The organism is Microbacterium sp. NPDC087591, from assembly GCF_044743625.1.
Lineage (GTDB): Bacteria > Actinomycetota > Actinomycetes > Actinomycetales > Microbacteriaceae > Microbacterium.
This window is the reverse complement of sequence record NZ_JBIUWU010000001.1, coordinates 1,783,209-1,800,731: the sequence shown is the minus strand read 5'-3', so window position 1 is coordinate 1,800,731 and position 17,523 is coordinate 1,783,209. Positions and strand designations below refer to the sequence as shown.

Here is a 17,523-nt window from a genome sequence, read left to right as displayed (position 1 = left end):
TCATCCACTGGTTTCGCGCGGAGCGCTCCGGTCGCAGAGAAACACCGTTTCCCGCGGAGGGAAGGTGCCTCTCTACGACCGGAGCGACCGGAGCGACCGGAGCGACCGGAGCGACCGGAGCCGATCAGGCGACGGCCGGCGCCACGGTCGGGGCCGTCAGGCGCTTGCGCAGGGCGAGGAACAGCAGGACCATCCCTGCGGTGAGGAGCATGTGGCCGAGCCCGGCGATGCCGGCGATCATCTTCGACGACTCCAGCCCGAGCACCGTGAGGCAACCGTGCCAGACCATCATCGCGGAGGTCAGCACGAGGCCGGCGATGTACGTCCAGAAGAACCAGCTGAACAGGCGGCTCTGCGACAGCGCGAACTGCTTCTCGAGCAGCAGCACGATCAGCAGCACCACGAATCCGAGCGTGAGCAGGTGCGTGTGCACCAGGCCCAGCTGCGTGGATGCCCCTTCGGGGAAGTCGTTGAGCTTGGTGAACTCCCGGTAGAAGAGTCCGGAGGCGACCCCGGCCACCATGCAGGCGAACGCGGCGTAGAACAGTCTGCGCATCAGATTCCTTTCGATCTGATTCCAGCCTCGGCGTCGCGGCCGGATCGGGGATCCATCGAACGGTGGAGATGCGGATGCGGCCGGGCCGCTGCACTCAGATCAGGCCGGACTCGCGGGCGATCGCGAGCGCCCGCGCCCGACTGTCCGCGCCCAGCTTCTCGAACACGTGCACCAGGTGCGTCTTGACCGTGGCCTCGGTGACGAAGAGGGTTTTCGCGATCTCGCGGTTCGACGAACCGGTGTCGAGCAGACGCAGCACATCGAGCTCGCGCTCGGTGAGCCGCACCCGCGGCGCCCGGCGCACCCGCTCCACCCGTTCGCTGAGCTCGGCGGTCAGCACGAGCGAGCCGCCGGCGGCCTGGCGGATCGCCCGCACGATGTCATCCGGGGCGATGTCCTTGCGCAGATAGCCGGCAGCGCCCGCCTCGATCGCGCCGAGGATCTCGGCATCCCGGTCGAAGGTGGTGAGGATGATGACCGCCGGCGCCGGGTCCAGCGCGCGCAGCGCCGCTGTCGTCTGCACGCCGTCCATGCCGTCGCCCAGACGCAGATCGCACAGCACCACGTCCGGGTGCAGGTGCCGCGCGAGGGCGACCGCCTCCTCCCCCGACGATGCCTCGCCGACGACCTCGATGTCATCGCGGCGGTCGAAGAGCGAGCGCACACCGGCGCGGACGATCGGATGGTCGTCGACGAGCAGCACGGTCAGCACGGTCATACCGCTCCTCCCTCGACGGTCGGGGCGACCGCTCGCCCGAGCGGCACGGATGCCGACAGCGCCGTACCGTCGCCGGGAGCGCTCTCCACGTCGAGTCCCCCGCCGAGCTCACGCAGCCGGGCGCGCATCGACCGGAGGCCGTAGCCGCCACCCTGAGCGCCCTGGTGATCCCAGCGGGTCGCGTCGAAGCCGACACCGTCGTCGACGATGTCGAGGCGCAGGGAGTCGCCGGCATCCGCGAGGGTCACCACCACACGTGAGGCCTGCGCGTGTGTGCGGACATTGGCGAGCGCCGACTGCGCGGTGCGCAGCAGAGCGACCTCCGCCGCCAGCCCCGGCGCGGGAAGGTCGGCATCCGCGTGCAGGCTCGCAGCGATCCCTGTCTCGTCGGAGAGACGGTCGAGCATGCGGGCCAGCGCCTCACCGAGCGCGGTCGACTCGAGCTCGGCCGGCATGAGCTCGTCGACGATCCGGCGGGCATCCGCGAGCCCATCAGCGGCCAGCGCGGAGATCTGCTCGAGCGCGCGGGTGCTGCGGGAGGGGTCATCCGACTCCAGCGCCGAGCGCGCCAGCATCCCGATCGACGACACGCTCTGCGCCACCGTGTCGTGGATGTCGCGCGAGACCCTGGTGCGTTCGGCGCTCGCGCCCGACTCCCGCTGCGTGCGGGCGAGTTCGTCCTGCAGCGCGGCCATCTCCTCCTGGGTCGCGACCAGCGAGGCGATCAGGCGGCGACGCTCCCGACCGTCGCGCACGAGTTCGAGGTAGCCGCGCGAGATGCCGAACGCGAAGACACCGCCGACGAGGGGGCCGATCACGTTCGCATAGCTCGTGATGCCCGTGTGCAGCAGCGGCGCGGTGATCACCACGGCGAGGATCGCGACGCTGAGCACGACCGCCCCGCGCATCCGCATCACGAATCCGGCCAGCAGCCACAGCGGGAAGGCGAGCCAGACGAACTCGGGCGAGAGCGCCACAGCCCCGAGCCAGATGGCGCTCAGTCCGAGCAGCCAGCCGGTCGCGAGGCGGCGGTCGTCGGTGCGCTCGGCCAGCAGCAGTCCCCCGCCGTACCAGCCGAGGAACACGAGCGAGAGGGCGAGCAGCCAGGGCAGCGGGATGCCGTCGGCCGAGGCGCGGACGACGCCGACGACCAGCAGCACGACCGTCATGACGGCCTGGCCGATGCGCAGCGACCCCACCAGTCCCGCCCAGGTGCGCGCCGGCCGGATCGCGGCGGCGTCAGCGTGCGGCGGTTCGAGGGACGACATCCTCACATTCTTGCTCCGACGGCCGGTCCGCGCCTCCATCATTCGACCGATCCGGCGCCGCGCCGGCACTGCGGTCGCGGTGAGGGGTTTCACCAGGCCCTCCCTCGCCGGAGCACGGATGCGTAGCGTCGATCGCAGAGCCGACGGATGAACCCGCGGCGCACGGGAAGGGATCACTCATGCACACACGCACTCTCGGACAGGGGCTCGAGGTCTCGGCCATCGGACTCGGCGCGATGGGGATGTCGCAGAGCTACGGGCCGAACCCCGGGAGCCGCGATGACATGATCGCGGTGCTGCGCTCGGCACCGGAGCACGGGGTCACGTTCTTCGACACGGCTGAGGTGTACGGCCCGTACGTGAACGAGGAGCTCGTGGGCGAGGCGCTCGAGCCGATCCGTGATGAGGTCGTCGTCGCCACGAAGTTCGGGTGGCGGATCGAGAACGGTGCGAGCGTCGGCCTCGACAGCAGTCCCGCCCGGATCCGGCGCGTGGCCGAGGCGTCGCTCCGCAGCCTCCGCACCGACACCATCGACCTCTTCTACCAGCACCGCGTCGACCCCGCCGTGCCGATCGAAGACGTCGCCGGCACCGTCGCCGACCTGATCAGCGAAGGCAAGGTGCGCCACTTCGGATTGTCGGAGGCGTCGGCCGACACGATCCGCCGCGCTCACGCCGTGCAGCCGGTCACCGCGCTCCAGAGTGAGTACTCCCTGTGGACGCGCGATCCCGAAGCCGAGGTCCTGCCCGTGCTCGCCGAGCTGGGCATCGGGTTCGTGCCCTTCAGCCCCCTCGGCAAGGGGTTCCTGACGGGAACCGTCGACACGGCTGCGGACTTCGCTGCCGGTGACATCCGCGCCACGATCCCGCGGTTCACCCCCGAGAACCGCTCGGCCAACCAGGCGCTGGTCGACCACGTCGCTCAGCTCGCGGCGGCCAAGGGAGCGACGCCGGGGCAGATCGCGCTCGCCTGGCTGCTGGCCCGTCAGCCCTGGATCGTGCCGATCCCCGGCACGCGCCGCACGGCCCGCATCGCCGAGAACGCGGGAAGCACGGCCGTCGCACTGTCGGCCGACGAGGTCGCCGATCTCTCGAGCCTCGCCACACGTGTCGGGGTCAGCGGCGACCGGTACAACCCGCAGCAGATGTCGTTCGTCGACAGCTGAGCGGACGCCCCGGGGTGACGGGCTGGATATCCTGAGGCGGATGACCTCCGCCCGTACGTACCCCGCGACGATCGCGGCCCCGGTCGAGCACGAGATCAGCATCCGCAAGTCGCGCTTCCTCACGCGCATCGAGCCGGTCGGCTCGGTCGAGGAGGCGGAGGCGGTGATCGCCGGCATCCGCAAGCGCGCCTGGGATGCGAACCACAACTGCACCGCGATGGTCACCGGGCTCCTCGGCGACCAGGCCCGCTCCTCGGATGACGGCGAGCCCTCGGGCACCGCGGGTGTACCGATGCTCGAGGTGCTGCGCCGACGCGAGCTGACGGATGTGGTCGCGGTGGTCACGCGGTACTTCGGCGGGGTCAAGCTCGGGGCCGGCGGGCTCGTGCGGGCGTACTCCTCGGCGGTGTCCGAGACGCTCGACCTCGCCGCCCTCGTGCGGCGGGCGGCGCTCACGCAGGTGAGCATCGACGTGGCGCATGCGGACGCCGGCCGCTACGACAACCTGCTGCGCGACTGGGCTGCGCATCACGGGGCGACGCTCGGCGAGCCGCAGTACGCCGCCCTCGCCACCCTGGAACTCTGGGTGCCGGAGCCTGAGATCGCGCGGCTGACGGATGAGCTCGCCGCGTCATCCGCCGGCGCGGTCACGCCCGTCATCGGCGCCGAACGCATCGTCGACGTGCCCGACTGAGCACCGTCGCCGCGGCGGCAGTCGTGGTCGCTGTTCACAACTCAGGAAGAACTGTCGCCCCCGCGACCGAGAACCCCGGAATGACGCGGGCCCGCACGGCCGAAGCCTCGGTTCTTGCGGAGTTATGAACACCCGCCTCCGGCGAACCCACAAGCCAGGGCGGATATCCTGGATGCCGCGAACCTGGAAGGAGAGCGATGTTCGACAGCCCGCTCTCCGCCTCGGCGTACGAGATCCTCGGCGTGGAAGCCACGGTCGACGACGCCGAGCTGCGGCGCGCGTATCGACTCCGCCTCCGGCAGACGCACCCCGACACCGGTGGTGACGCCGCCGTGTTCATCCAGGTGCAGCGCGCCTGGGAGCTGGTCGGCACCCCCGACGACCGCGCCGCCTACGACCGGCGCACCGGTGTGGCCACCGACACCACGTGGAGCGGATGGCGTCCGCCCGCAGCCCGCGCCGACACCCGACCCCGCGCCCGCTCCTACGGCCACCCCGGCGGCTGGAGGCGCGAACGCTACCTGGTGCTCATCCGCGAGTGGGCCGGCCGCGGCGTCGAGGTCCCCGATCCGTACGACCCCGCGCTGGTGCGCTCGGCGCCGCGCGAACTGCGCCGCATGCTCGCGGATGCCCTGGCCGAGGAGTCCACTGCCCGCACGGTCTCGGACCTCGGCATGGGGTTCACGGTGTGGCACGACGTCGATGCGGGCAAGGATGCCGACGACAAGCTCGACCACGTGGTGCTGAGCCCTTCGGGCCTGTACGGAATCATGTCCGAGGACTTCGGCGGGGTCGTGGGTTTCCGCCGCGGCGAGATCACCGGGCCGAGCCTCGGCACGCGCGCCCCGGTCACGGGCACGCTCGCGCGCATGCGCACCGTCGCCCGTGCCGCCCGCGTGCGCTTCGGCGGTGCGATCATCGTGCTCCCCGATGACGACCTCGCCCAGGCGGTGACCCCTCTCGGCACCAGTCGCGGTGTTCCCGTCGTCGTGGTGCGCCGCAGCGCGCTCGCGATGGTGCTGCGGCAGGGCGTTCCCGGCGCGCGGGCCATCGGCGGCAACGAGCTCTTCGACGTGCGCACGCGTCTGCAGCAGACCGTCCGCTTCGTCTGAGGCGCGGCACACGACCGTCACGGCTCCCAGACGAACAGGTGGCTCTTGGCGACCGCTCACTCAGAATGGCGCCGGCGACCCCACAGGCCGAGCGCCATGCTCCTGAAGGACACTCCACGAAGAGCCCTGTCAACAGGAGACTCGCGGTCAACAAGAAAATTCTGGCGCCGAGGCTACCCGCCGACGTGTCGGACTCCTGGATGCCGTAGTCGACGCGCATGACCTGGAGACGCCGAGCGCCCTGAACGGCTAGATGATCGCCGGGATGCGCACAGTGGGGTCGCCGCGCAGCACGAGGGCCTGACGAGCCCAGGCGTGGTCGGCTGCCTCGGCCCGCGTCACTGGGAGGTCAGGTGAAGTGATCTTCGCGGCCGGCGTCTCGACGACAACCGGATCGGACCGATGACCGCTCCCAGATCCGTCGACATCAATGCCCACAGCTGGCCCTCTCGCCAATCAGACCCCCTAAAGGGGGGCAGACGTCGAGGTAGACAGTTCCCTAAGCTCCGAATGGCGCCACTTCATGTTGTGCCCCCTAAAGACGGGCTCAATATGCGCAAACTAGGTTCAATCACGATCGCCGCGGCCGTCGGACTCGCACTGGCTGTCGGAGCCGGGGCCGCGAGCCCACAGACCGCCGCCGCAGCCACCGCGAAAAGCAACATCACCGGCGCCAGCATTTCAATAGTTGCAGACAATGTTCGCGCCGTTACCCATCCTGGGACCGTCAGCGCAGCGTTTGTTGCGCCAGCCAACGACGCGATTTCCATTGCGCTGGCATCCGCAGCAGCGAACATCAATGGCGCAACCGTCATTGTGTCGACCTCATCCACAAACCCGGCCGCGGTCAATGCGGTCGTGACTCAAAAAGAGATCAAGACGCTCACCTTTGTCGGGACCCCGACCGATTTCCCCGCAAGCTATAGAAGCGCGATCGATCCACAGGTGACGAGCAAGAAGATCGCACTGAACGTTGATCCATTCGAGCGATCCAAGCTCCTCGTTGCACCAGGAACCACGGCATTCGTAATCGCACAAAGTTCGAACGTCTCGGCGATGGAAGCTGCTCTGTCCTACAGTGCCGCCACTGACAGTGCGTTGCTTGCCCTCAGCGGCAACCAAGCCGCGGGGCCTCTCCGCTCGTACTTGACTCCAATCGCGGACCCGAAGGTTGCGCTTTCGGGAGACCCGGCCGTTCTCGATCAGCTCGACCCCGACGATTCAGACCACTACGTGGAGCTTCTTCTCGACAGCCCCGCGGCGATAAATTCCAGCTACGACAACATTATGCAGCTTCACGTTGACCGCAAGAGTCGTTCAGCAACGAAGGTGGTAGTTGCACCCGCCGATGATCTGGCCTCCTTCGCCCTCGCAACCATCGTCGGACAAAGACAATCGGCCATCACTTTGCCCGCAGGAAAAAAAGCGAGTCTAACTACCAACAGTGCCGCGCACTACTACATTGGTTTATTGGCCTCAGAGACCACGTCGCTGACGTTGGTGGGCACGGCGACGACCGCCGCAAACCTCACCTCCGTGGCGGCTCCAACAACAATTACCCGTTCGGCTGACCCCGCGTGGACAGTTACTAACACCACGCTCGGCACGGGCACCTATACCGTGACGTTCAACGCCCGCGCGGGTGCGACGAAATACCGTGCCTTGAACTGGGATGGCTCAGTCATAACGACAAGTTCCACGACTTCGGTCACAATCACTGGAACTCCGGACTATTTTACTCTCGTGGCTTTGAATGCATCGGGGACGGAGATCGCACGCCTTTATTACAGAAGCAACCTCTATGGTTCCGCGTCCGACCGTGCCACGGCAATCACAGGAACCATACAGAACGGTACAGCGAACCTTCGCGTGCTCGGCGCCCCGAATGTACCAAGAAAGATAGTTCGTTCGGAGACGAACCCCTACGCCGGGCTCGGTGACGAACCAATCCAGCCCAGGGCCATCGCCATCACGTGCCGTACATCCTTCACCGATTCGGGCCTGAATCCGCAACACGAATACAGCTACGAGGTCGTCAACCTCACACTAAAGACCGGGACCGGCTGCGGACTTACCGCGGCGGCGCCTATCGCCGGGATCGGGCTGCCCGTCGGTGGCCTTGCGCTCCCCCTCACCGAAGATCCGTGGGCGACTTCCGGTAACGGAGCGCGAAGGACTGAAGACGTAACGAAACCCCGCCAAGGCACGTCTGAGCAAGAATCAATCCTCCCTCGACCAGGACAAACGTGGACAGACGCTGCCCGTCAGCAGTTGCAATACAACGTCGCCCATCCCGATACGCAGATTCAGGCGCGGTCCTCTGATGAAGCGGGCAATAGCGAGCAACGGAGCAACGAACTATCCGCGGCGACTGCAATTGGATCCCAGTTCGTCTTCTCATACCAGGCATATATCCCAGAGAAGTATGTTCTCGGCCCCGGTTACAGTGGCGATCCTTCGAAACCGTTCATTGTATTCAATGGGTCCGACCGCGCATGGTGGGACGTCAATAGTGTCGGTACAAAGTTCGACATACGCGGGTACGTTGGCGACTCACAGGTCTTTTGGACGAAACATATGGCCGAAACCACGCGAGCCCATTGCTCCCTCGCTTTTCCTCGATCTGGGTTCAACTGCACCGTCGTTGGCCACGCCACAGCTCCCCTCAGCGAGCTTTCAGCATCCTCGGTAATCGCTCCGGCTCTCACAAGACTGACCTTTGAGGCGCATGCCGGCAATCCCATGGAGCCCTTCGCGCAGGACATCGATGGTCAAATGATAGCTACTCTGGACACGCGATCCTGGAGACTGGTCGGAAAGCACGACAAAATGCCTGTCCATCAGTTCTGGTGGTCACCTATCTACGGGGATGGCCATCTGGTATACTCCAGCGCCAATTACTACTCCCTGCATTGTCTGTTCCCGAACGTACCTGGCTGCACCGCCAGAATAAATCAGAGCTTTTAGGAAAGAGCGCATGACGAGCACCCGCAGCCTCGTGCCCATCTCGGGTGCCGCACTGATCTCACTCGGCGGCTTGGCGATCGCTGCGACGGTTGTCGTCGATCACATGGTCAATCCCTGGGCGTTTTTCGCGATCCAAGGCTGCGGCTTCTTTCTTCTCTTCGTGGGATCGGGCCTCTCCTTCCGGTGGTTTTCACGACCACGAACGTGGATACTCCTCGTCGTAGGGAGTAGTGGGTGGTTCATCTGCTGGTCGTGGCCCTTTGCTTTCGGGCTGCTGATCCCCCTCCCACTCCCCTTCTGGGCGGCGCTATCCTCGATCGCATACCTGGTTGGCACCTTCTTCGCCGTCGAGAGCAGGAAGGCCTCGCAGTGGACGGCGCTCAGCGTGCTGACGATCGGTTCCTTCGCCACCACGATCGTCATGGCAACAGATCGCATCTATGCGTCGGACTGGACCTATGTCCCGGTGGGTCTCGGAGCGGCTGCGGCGGGCATCATGCTCAGCGTTGGCTCGCTGCGACACAGTTCCCAACCGGACACCTCTGATCACTCTGACGACTACCGCGAGAATTGAGCCGCCGCCGCACACCTGTTCAGATACCGAAGCGCGGTCAGGACCCCACAGCGTCCCCCGCCAGGAGTAGCGTTCCCGGCATGGCGATCTCGACAGACGTGCGCGACTGGCTGCTCGACTCCGATCCGAGCCTGCGCTGGCAGGTCGAACGCGACCTGCTCGATGCCCCACCCGAGGTGTGGCAGGCGACGAGGGACCGCGTGGCGACCGAGGGGTTCGGCGCCGCGGTGCTCGCACATCAGGACCCCGACGGGCAGTGGGCCGGAGGGGCGTACTTCCCGGCCGGCTTCTTCGGCAGCGCCGAGGAGGCCGCGCCCGGCCAACCCTGGGTCGCCACGACCTGGGCGCTGAAGGACCTGCGTGACGCGGGGCTGGACGCCTCCGTCCTTCAGGGCACAGCCGAGAAGCTGGCCGCGAACAGCCGCTGGGAGTACGACGATCTTCCCTACTGGGGAGGCGAGGTCGACGTGTGCATCAACGCGTTCACCCTCGCGACCGGAGCGTGGCTCGGCGTCGACATGAGCGCACTGGCCCGGTGGTTCGTGGAGCATCGCCTCGCGGACGGCGGCTGGAACTGCGAGGCCGAGGAGGGGAGGTCGACCAGATCATCGTTCCACTCCACCCTCAACGCGGTGCGCGAGCTCCTGTACTACGAACAGCTCACCGGCGATCACACCGTCCGCGACGCTCGACACGGCGGCGAGGAGTACCTGCTGCAGCGGCGACTTCTCCACCGGTTGTCGACCGGAGAGCCGGTGGGCGACTTCGTGCACGAGTTCACCTATCCGCACCGGCACCGCTACAGCGCGCTCACGGCACTCGACCATTTCCGTGCCGTCTCGCTGTACGAAGAAGTCCCTCCGGACCCGCGGCTCGACGATGCGGTGGCGGTGGTGCGGGCCGCGCGTCTCCCCGATGGGACGTGGCGCCAGGGAGCGCCGCTGCTCGGCCGCACCTGGGTCTCGGTGGATGTCCCCGAGGGGGCACCCTCCCCGTGGCTGACGTTGTTCGGAACCCGCGTGCTCGACTGGTGGGACGCCGCGCACTGAGGGTTCCGGCCGCCCGTTCCGCATCCACCCGGTGACCGTTCCCCTACACCTGGGGGACCTCGGCAACCCCATTGACTTCTGGTATCAAACCGGTTTACGCTCGCAGCCGTACCCACCTCGCTGCGTGGGTGATTCCCACGAGGAGGTGGCATGAGCCGCACGACGATCGCCGACGTCGCCCGAGAGGCAGGCGTGACCAAGGCCACGGTCTCGCATGCCCTGAGCGGCAATCGCCCCATCTCGGAAGAGACCAGGGCGAAGGTGCTCGCCGCAGCCGAGAAGCTCAACTGGGTGCCGAGCCAGAGCGCCAGAGCCCTCGCCACCCGCCGCGCCAACGCCGTCGCCGTCGTGCTCGCCCGAGACCCCGAGGTCATCGCCAACGACTCGTTCTTCCCCGCCTTCATCGCCGGAGTCGAGTCGGTGCTGACCGAGACCGAGACCGCGCTGATCCTGCAGGTCGTGCCCGACCGCGAGGCCGAGGAGCGGGCCTACCGTGCACTCACCCACGGCCGCGCCGACGGCGCCCTGCTGCTCGACCTCCGCGACGACGACTGGCGCGTGCCGTTCCTCGACGACCTCGGTCTTCCGACGGTGCTGGTCGGCGCTTACGAACAGCCCACCGCATTCTCCTGCGTCCGCACCGACGATGCCGCGCCGGTCCGCGAGATCATCACCCATCTGCGTGACGCGGGGCACGAACGCATCGCGCACGTCTCCGGCCCGCTCGACTACGTGCACTCCCGTGCCCGCGCCGACGCCTACATCGCCACGATGGGCGACGACACCCTGCTGCGCGAGGGCGATTTCACGGCCGCCAGCGGTCGCGCCCTCACCGAGGAGCTGCTCGCCCTCCCCCAGCGTCCGACCGCCATCGTGTACTCGAACGACACCATGGCGATCGCCGGCCTCTCGTTCGCCCGTTCGCAGGGTCTCGTCATCCCCGACGACCTCGCGATCTCCGGATTCGACGACGATCACCTGTCGGCGCATCTGTCCCCGGCGCTCACCAGCGTCTCATCCGACCCCGCGGCCCGAGGCCGCGCTGCCGCCCGCCTGCTGCGGGCAGACATCCTCGGAGCGCACCCGCGCACCGAGATCGTCGACTGCAACGTCGTGCACTTCCGCGAGAGCACGGCTGCACCGTCGGCCGCTCCACCCACTGTGTCGAGGAGGACACCATGAAGAAGATCCGCGCAGTCGCGCTCATCGGCGCCGTCGCACTCGTCGCCACCGGATGCTCGGCCGGAGGTGGCGGAGGAGACGACTCCGGCTCCGCCGAAGGCACCGGTCCCATCAACGTCTGGCTCTCCAACAACGAGCAGGAGGTTGCCTGGGGCACCGCCGTCGTCGAGGCGTGGAATGCCGACCACCCCGACGAGAAGGTCACCGCGCAGGAGATCCCGGCCGGATCCTCGTCGGAGGAGGCCATCACCGCGGCCATCACCGCCGGCACCGCTCCGTGCCTGGTCTATAACGTCGCCCCCGCAGCCGTCTCCGGCTGGGTCAAGCAGGGCGGACTCGTCGACCTGAGCAAGATGGACGGTGGCAGCGACTACATCACCGCACGCAGCGGCGACGTCGAGAGCTACTCGACCGACGGCAGCTTCTACCAGCTGCCGTGGAAGTCGAACCCCGTCATGGTCATGTACAACAAGGCCCTGTTCGAGGCGGCGGGCATCGATCCCGAAGACCCGCAGATGAACACCTACGACGCGTTCCTCGAGGGGTCCCGCGCGATCGTCGACTCCGGCGTGCAGAGCGCCATCTGGCCTGCTCCCACCAGCGAGTTCTATCAGCCGTGGTTCGACTTCTACCCGCTGTACCTCGCCGAGACCGACGGCACGATGCTCGTGGAGGACGGCAAGTCCACCTTCGATGACGAGGCGGGCAAGACCGTCGCCGAGTTCTGGAAGACCTTCTACGACGAGAAGCTCGCGCCGAACGAAGCCTCCACCGACGACGCGATGTCGGCCGGGACCACCGCGATGCAGCTCGCCGGCCCCTGGGCCATCCCGTCGTACGCCGACACGGTCGACGTCGGCTTCATGCCGGTGCCCACGAGCGACGGCCGCGACAACCCGATCACCTTCGCGGACTCCAAGAGCGTCTCGATGTTCACGGCCTGCGAGAACCAGGCCACGGCGTGGGAGTTCCTGAAGTTCTCGACCAGCGTCGAGAGCGACGGCGAGCTGCTCGAGCAGACCGGACAGATGCCGATGCGCACCGACCTGACCGAGACCTACGGGGACTACTTCGACTCGAACCCGAACTACGTCGCGTTCGCGGAGCAGGCCGAGGCGACCGCCGACGTGCCCAGCATCCCCAACTCGGTCGAGGCCTGGCAGGCCTTCCGCGACGAGTACTCCGCCGCGGTGATCTTCGGCAAGAACTCGATCGACGACTTCCTCGCGAACGCGGCGGAGAAGATCGACAAGCTCGTCGCCGAGTGACACCGTGACCGACAACCGGCGGTTGCGCACCCGATGGCTGGGTGCGCAACCGATCGGCGGCCTCTTCACGCTGCCGTACTTCGTGTTCGTGATCGCGATCTTCGCCTACCCACTCGCGTTCGCGGTCTACATCGCCTTCCACGACTACTTCTTCACGGCGCCGAACGTCGAGGTCGACCGCCCGTTCGTGGGCTTCGACAACTTCGTCACGGTGCTCACGGATCCCCGGGTGCTGGACTCGTTCCGCAACACCCTCGTGTTCCTGGTGATCAACGTGCCGCTCACCGCGGTGCTGGCACTGGTGCTGGCGTCCGCGCTGAACACCGGCATCCGCTGGGTCGCCGCGTATCGCGTGGCGTTCTACGTGCCGTACCTGACCGCGAGCGTCTCGCTCGTCGGCGTGTGGATGCTGCTGTTCTCGGGCAACGGCCTGATCAACACCGTGCTCGGTCCGCTCGCGCCCGACCCCTCGTGGCTCGTGAACAGCGCACTGGCGATGCCGATGATCGCGCTCTACGTCACCTGGAAGCAGCTGGGCTTCTACATCCTGCTGTACCTGGCCGCGCTGCAGAACGTGCCCAAGGAGCTCTACGAGTCGGCCGAGACCGACGGCGCGGGGGCCCTCAAGCGCTTCCTGCACGTGACCATCCCCGGGGTGCGCAGCGCGACCACGCTCGTGCTGATCCTCTCGATCATCACCGGGGCGAACCTCTTCACCGAGCCGTACCTGCTCACCAACGGCGGCGGCCCGGACGGCGCCTCCTCCACCCCGGTGCTGCTCATCTACCAGCTGGGCATCCAGCAGCAGAACCCCGACACGGCGGCGGCGATCGGCATGATCCTCGTGATCCTGGTCGGGATGCTGTCGCTGGCCGCCAACCGCGCAACCAGGGAGCGATGATGAGAAGCCGACGTTCACTGCCCCGCATCCTGAGCATCATCCTGCTCACGGTCGCGGCGATCGGGTTCGCCTTCCCGTTCTACTTCATGCTGGTCGGAGCGTTCCAGGAGAACCCGACGAACTCGCCGAGCGAACTGCTGCCCACCGGCGGCTGGACGTTCGACAACTTCATCGCCATCGACTCCCGCATCGACCTGATGGGCTCGCTGCTCAACTCGCTGATCTTCACGGCGGGCGTGCTGCTGGGAACCGTCGTGTTCGGATTGCTGGCCGGCTACGCGATCGCCCGCCTCGACTTCCGCGGACGCGGAGTGGTCTGGGTGCTGATGCTGCTCGTGCAGATGGTGCCGTTCCAGCTGCTGATGATCCCGCTCTACGTGCAGATCACCCGCAACTACGGCCTGGGCGACTCGTATCTGGGCATGATCCTGCCGTTCCTGATCAACACGACGGCGGTGTTCATCTTCGTGCAGTTCTTCAAGGCGCTGCCCGTGGAGATCTTCGAGGCCGCCCGCATCGACGGGGCGGGCGAGATCCGTCTGCTCACCTCGGTGGCCATCCCGCTGATCCGGCCCGTGCTGGTGACGGTGGTGCTGGTCACCTTCATCGGGCCCTGGAACGAGTTCCTGTGGCCGTTCCTGATCACGAAGGATGCGACGCTGCAGCCGCTCGCCGTGTCCCTCGCGAACTACATCTCCAACGTCGCGCAGTCCACCGCGAACCCCAACGGGGCGATCCTCGCCGGCGCCACCGCGCTTGCGTTCCCCGTCGTCATCCTGTTCGTCGTCTTCCAGCGCTTCTTCACCGCCACCGACCTCGGCGCGGCCGTCAAAGGCTGATCCCCCGCTGTCTAGCCAGAAAGGGCATCCATGTTCACCGGAGCATCCTTCCCCCTCGGACCGTTCACGCCCCACGAGGGCAACCCGATCCTGCGTCCCCGCGGCGCGAGCTGGGAGTCCGCGAACCTCTACAACCCCGCCGCGATCGTCGACGGCGACGAGGTCGTGCTGCTCTACCGGGCCCATGCGGACGACATCATCTCGCACATCGGCATCGCCCGGTCGCGCGACGGCGTCACCTTCACGAGGGAGGATGCGCCGATCCTCTCGCCCTCGGAGGACTACGAGCGGTTCGGCTGCGAGGACCCCCGCATCGCCCTGATCGACGGCACCTACTACCTCACCTACACGGGCTGGGACCGCCGCAGCGCCCAACTGTGCCTGGCGACCTCGACCGACCTGCGCACCTGGACCAAGCACGGTCCGCTGTTCGACGACTTCGACACGTTCAAGACCATGGATCCGCGCGGGTTCAACTGGTCGAAGGCCGGGGTCATCGTGCCGCAGCGGATGCACGGCAAGTGGTGGATGTACTTCGGCGAAGGAGCCATCTACTGGGCCACCAGCGACGACCTCATCCACTGGACGCCGGGCACCCCCGACACCGAGCCGATGTACTCGCCGACGCCGGGCACCTGGGATGAGGCCCTGGTCGAGATCGGCACCTCCCCCGTGGTGACCGACAACGGACTGCTGCTGTTCCTCACCAACGGCGCCACCCGCACGGTGCATGACGACGGCACGGTCGACGTGGACTACCGCTGCGGCCAGATCGCGATCGATCCGGATGACCCCACCCGGGTGATCGCGCGGATGCAGGAGCCGTGGCTGCGTCCGCAGACCTTCGAGGACATGCACGGCCTGGTCTCCAACGTGACCTTCGTGGAGGGTCTGGTGAAGTTCCAGGACAAGTGGTTCGCGTACTACGGGCAGTCCGACACGACCCTCGCGGTCGCCATCCACGATCCGGCCGAGTCCTGGGGTCGCGCGCTGCGCGAGTCCGGTTCCGACACCCCCTGACCACCGGCCGGCCCTGGTCCGGCCCTGGTCCGGCCCGACGAATCACGGAGGTCGGGACGGATTACGGAGGAATCACCGTACTTTCCTCCGTGATCCGTCATCCGTTCCGCGATCCGTCGCCCCCTCACCCATCCACCCACCCCATCCACCGACCGCACGAAGAAGTGACGACATGGACACCTCACGACGCTCGTTCCTGACCATCGCGGCGACGGCCTCCGCCCTCGCCCTCCTCCCCGTCGACGCCGCCGTCGGCGCGACGACCACCGCCCAGGGCGCGCCCGGATCGCTGCCCCTCGAGGCAGCCCGGCGCCCTCGGCTGACGAACCTCGCGCACCTGCGCTTCCTGCTGGCTGAGGTTCCCGTCGTGCCGAGCGACACGCACACGACGTTCGGGATCGACACCCGGCCGATCGTGCGCGCCCCCTGGACCTACGCCGACACCGACGGGGCCGGCGGCTTCCGCCCGGTCGGCGGCGGAACGCGTGATGCCGTGACCGGGTACTGGACGCAGGGCGCCTACAACGCCGACGACATCGCCCGTGCGGCCATCGTGTTCCTGCGGGACTGGAAAGCCACCGGCGAGGCGCAGAGCCGCGACGAGGCGCGCGACCTGCTGCGCTCGCTCGCGTTCCTGCAGACCACGACCGGCCCGAACGCCGGACGCGTGGTGCTGTGGCAGCAGGAGGACGGCACCCTCAACCCGAGCGCGATCCCCGTCGAACTCCCCGATCCGTCCGACTCCGCCGAGTCCTACTGGCTCGCCCGCAGCGTGTGGGCGTTCGGCGAGGGCTATGCCGCGTTCCGGCGGGAGGATGCCGAGTTCGCGAAGTTCCTGCGCTCCCGCCTGCACCTGTGCCTCGATGCCCTCGGCAAGGAGTCGCTGTCGCGCGCGGGGCAGTGGGTGCGCAGCGACGGCCGCAAGCTCCCGGCCTGGCTGATCGCCGGAGGAGCGGATGCCACGGCCGAAGCCATGCTCGGCCTGGCCGCAGCGGCCGAAGCCGGCGACTCCCGCAGCCGCGGTGCACTGCAGACCTACGGCGAAGGCGTCGCCGCGATGTCCAGCGACCCGTCGAAAGGCTGGCCGTTCGGCGCCGTGCTGCCCTGGACCGGTTCGCTCGGCTTCTGGCACGTCTGGGGTGCGGCTGCACCCGAAGCGCTCGCCCGCGCGGGATCCCTGTTGCGTCGCCGCGACTGGACCGCCGCCGCGGTCGCCGATGCCGGACGCTTCACGCCCCAGGTGCTCGCCTCGGGCGGTCCGCACAACGCGTGGGCGCCGCTGCCGGCCGAGGCGCAGATCGCCTACGGTGCGCACGGTCGCGTGGCGGGCGCGGTCGCCGCGGGCGGAGAGGGTCATCGTGCTCTCGCCGGCCTCGCCGCCGGCTGGTTCTTCGGCGCGAACACCGCGGGCGTCCCCGTGTACGACCCCGCCACCGGCGTCACCTTCGACGGCGTGGAAACCGACGGACGCGTGAACCGGAACTCCGGCGCGGAGTCCACGATCCACGGGCTGCTCACGATGCTGCTGCTCGACGCCCACCGCGACGTCGCCGACATCGCGACCTCGATCACCGGCCTCCGCTCGTTCTCGGGACTGCGGGTGATCGACGCCGAGACGGCGCGCCGATCGGCCGGCGCCGTGGTCGAGACCCCGGCGGGTGGTGCCTGGACCGGCGAGGGCAACCTTTCCGGTGGCGCGTTCGTGCGGCTGCCGAAGGGCGAGTGGGTCGAGTTCGACGTCACCGAAGCCGGCGGCATCCTGCACGGACTCGTCTGGCGTCAGGCCGCCGACGCGGGTGACGCCGTGTGGGAGGTGTTCCGCGGCCGTCGCACGGTGTGGAGCACGAAGACCCCGGCCGGCGGCACGGGCGATCGCGGACTGACCGAGGCGGACGGGATGCTGGTGCCCCAGCTGCTCGGCGGCGACCTGCCGGATGCCGCCGTGACCGTGCGCTGCACGAGCCGGGGCGACGTGCGACTCGACGCACTCGTCATCCAGCCGCGCATCGTGAACGCGGTGTACACGACCACGGCCGGAACCGCGGTGCTCTACGCCAACGGCACGCGCGCGGAGCAGCGGGTGCCGGCGCTCGGGCGCGGCAACGGTCGGGCCTACGACGCCGACGGCTCCGCTCGTGGCCAGGCCGTGCAGGGCGGGAAGGTGCGCGTGCGCGGCGCGGGCTTCACGATCACCCGGGGGTGACGCCCG

At 68.0% G+C, this 17,523-nt stretch carries 15 protein-coding genes; 12 read left to right on the top strand and 3 right to left on the bottom strand.

Features of this window, described 5'->3' with window-relative positions:
* Window positions 1-124 precede the first annotated feature (124 nt).
* From ACIOVG_RS08510 to ACIOVG_RS08500, 3 genes are all read right to left on the bottom strand, one after another.
* The gene (locus tag ACIOVG_RS08510) at window positions 125-556 is read right to left on the bottom strand and encodes a DUF2871 domain-containing protein (protein WP_400871550.1); all 432 of its coding nucleotides are present in this window, start codon (window positions 554-556) and stop codon (window positions 125-127) included.
* Between the two features lie 94 nt (window positions 557-650).
* Window positions 651-1,274 carry a response regulator gene (locus ACIOVG_RS08505; RefSeq protein WP_400871547.1) on the bottom strand — a complete coding sequence of 208 codons (624 nt, stop codon included), beginning with the start codon at window positions 1,272-1,274 and terminating at the stop codon, window positions 651-653.
* Complete coding sequence (locus ACIOVG_RS08500) at window positions 1,271-2,542, bottom strand: sensor histidine kinase (protein ID WP_400871544.1); 1,272 nt, start codon at window positions 2,540-2,542, stop codon at window positions 1,271-1,273. The genes ACIOVG_RS08505 and ACIOVG_RS08500 overlap by 4 nt, the downstream gene beginning before the upstream one ends.
* A gap of 179 nt (window positions 2,543-2,721) precedes the next feature.
* On the opposite strand from ACIOVG_RS08500, the gene ACIOVG_RS08495 reads away from it, so the two are divergent.
* From ACIOVG_RS08495 to ACIOVG_RS08440, 12 genes are all read left to right on the top strand, one after another.
* A complete protein-coding gene (locus ACIOVG_RS08495) occupies window positions 2,722-3,708 on the top strand; it encodes an aldo/keto reductase (protein WP_400871541.1) in 987 nt (328 codons plus the stop codon).
* Window positions 3,709-3,748: 40 nt separating this feature from the next.
* Window positions 3,749-4,402: an IMPACT family protein gene (locus ACIOVG_RS08490; RefSeq protein WP_400871538.1), complete on the top strand. Its 654-nt coding sequence runs from the start codon at window positions 3,749-3,751 to the stop codon at window positions 4,400-4,402.
* A gap of 197 nt (window positions 4,403-4,599) precedes the next feature.
* On the top strand, window positions 4,600-5,514 hold the full coding sequence (locus ACIOVG_RS08485; RefSeq protein WP_400871535.1) for a J domain-containing protein: 915 nt from the start codon (window positions 4,600-4,602) through the stop codon (window positions 5,512-5,514).
* Between the two features lie 552 nt (window positions 5,515-6,066).
* On the top strand, window positions 6,067-8,481 hold the full coding sequence (locus ACIOVG_RS08480; protein WP_400871533.1) for a hypothetical protein: 2,415 nt from the start codon (window positions 6,067-6,069) through the stop codon (window positions 8,479-8,481).
* Between the two features lie 10 nt (window positions 8,482-8,491).
* Window positions 8,492-9,055: a hypothetical protein gene (locus tag ACIOVG_RS08475; RefSeq protein ID WP_400871530.1), complete on the top strand. Its 564-nt coding sequence runs from the start codon at window positions 8,492-8,494 to the stop codon at window positions 9,053-9,055.
* Window positions 9,056-9,135: 80 nt separating this feature from the next.
* Window positions 9,136-10,104 (top strand): squalene cyclase, encoded by a 969-nt coding sequence (locus ACIOVG_RS08470; protein ID WP_400871527.1) that lies wholly within the window; start codon window positions 9,136-9,138, stop codon window positions 10,102-10,104.
* 150 nt (window positions 10,105-10,254) lie between these two features.
* Window positions 10,255-11,286, top strand: a complete 1,032-nt coding sequence (locus ACIOVG_RS08465; RefSeq protein ID WP_400871524.1) for a LacI family DNA-binding transcriptional regulator — start codon at window positions 10,255-10,257, stop codon at window positions 11,284-11,286.
* Window positions 11,283-12,554 (top strand): extracellular solute-binding protein, encoded by a 1,272-nt coding sequence (locus tag ACIOVG_RS08460; protein WP_400871521.1) that lies wholly within the window; start codon window positions 11,283-11,285, stop codon window positions 12,552-12,554. The genes ACIOVG_RS08465 and ACIOVG_RS08460 overlap by 4 nt, the downstream gene beginning before the upstream one ends.
* A 4-nt stretch (window positions 12,555-12,558) precedes the next feature.
* Window positions 12,559-13,455, top strand: a complete 897-nt coding sequence (locus ACIOVG_RS08455; RefSeq protein ID WP_400871518.1) for a carbohydrate ABC transporter permease — start codon at window positions 12,559-12,561, stop codon at window positions 13,453-13,455.
* Complete coding sequence (locus ACIOVG_RS08450) at window positions 13,452-14,294, top strand: carbohydrate ABC transporter permease (RefSeq protein ID WP_400871515.1); 843 nt, start codon at window positions 13,452-13,454, stop codon at window positions 14,292-14,294. The genes ACIOVG_RS08455 and ACIOVG_RS08450 overlap by 4 nt, the downstream gene beginning before the upstream one ends.
* 30 nt (window positions 14,295-14,324) lie before the next feature.
* The gene (locus ACIOVG_RS08445) at window positions 14,325-15,314 is read left to right on the top strand and encodes a glycoside hydrolase family 130 protein (RefSeq protein WP_400871512.1); all 990 of its coding nucleotides are present in this window, start codon (window positions 14,325-14,327) and stop codon (window positions 15,312-15,314) included.
* A gap of 172 nt (window positions 15,315-15,486) precedes the next feature.
* Window positions 15,487-17,517: a hypothetical protein gene (locus ACIOVG_RS08440; RefSeq protein WP_400871509.1), complete on the top strand. Its 2,031-nt coding sequence runs from the start codon at window positions 15,487-15,489 to the stop codon at window positions 17,515-17,517.
* The last annotated feature ends 6 nt before the right edge of the window (window positions 17,518-17,523 follow it).

Bases quoted from the DNA above. Each gene is read 5' to 3' on its own strand.
- ACIOVG_RS08510 (WP_400871550.1), bottom strand. From the start codon at position 556: ATGCGCAGACTGTTCTACGCCGCGTTCGCCTGCATGGTGGCCGGGGTC.
- ACIOVG_RS08505 (WP_400871547.1), bottom strand. From the start codon at position 1,274: ATGACCGTGCTGACCGTGCTGCTCGTCGACGACCATCCGATCGTCCGC.
- ACIOVG_RS08500 (WP_400871544.1), bottom strand. From the start codon at position 2,542: ATGTCGTCCCTCGAACCGCCGCACGCTGACGCCGCCGCGATCCGGCCG.
- ACIOVG_RS08495 (WP_400871541.1), top strand. From the start codon at position 2,722: ATGCACACACGCACTCTCGGACAGGGGCTCGAGGTCTCGGCCATCGGA.
- ACIOVG_RS08490 (WP_400871538.1), top strand. From the start codon at position 3,749: ATGACCTCCGCCCGTACGTACCCCGCGACGATCGCGGCCCCGGTCGAG.
- ACIOVG_RS08485 (WP_400871535.1), top strand. From the start codon at position 4,600: ATGTTCGACAGCCCGCTCTCCGCCTCGGCGTACGAGATCCTCGGCGTG.
- ACIOVG_RS08480 (WP_400871533.1), top strand. From the start codon at position 6,067: ATGCGCAAACTAGGTTCAATCACGATCGCCGCGGCCGTCGGACTCGCA.
- ACIOVG_RS08475 (WP_400871530.1), top strand. From the start codon at position 8,492: ATGACGAGCACCCGCAGCCTCGTGCCCATCTCGGGTGCCGCACTGATC.
- ACIOVG_RS08470 (WP_400871527.1), top strand. From the start codon at position 9,136: ATGGCGATCTCGACAGACGTGCGCGACTGGCTGCTCGACTCCGATCCG.
- ACIOVG_RS08465 (WP_400871524.1), top strand. From the start codon at position 10,255: ATGAGCCGCACGACGATCGCCGACGTCGCCCGAGAGGCAGGCGTGACC.
- ACIOVG_RS08460 (WP_400871521.1), top strand. From the start codon at position 11,283: ATGAAGAAGATCCGCGCAGTCGCGCTCATCGGCGCCGTCGCACTCGTC.
- ACIOVG_RS08450 (WP_400871515.1), top strand. From the start codon at position 13,452: ATGATGAGAAGCCGACGTTCACTGCCCCGCATCCTGAGCATCATCCTG.
- ACIOVG_RS08445 (WP_400871512.1), top strand. From the start codon at position 14,325: ATGTTCACCGGAGCATCCTTCCCCCTCGGACCGTTCACGCCCCACGAG.
- ACIOVG_RS08440 (WP_400871509.1), top strand. From the start codon at position 15,487: ATGGACACCTCACGACGCTCGTTCCTGACCATCGCGGCGACGGCCTCC.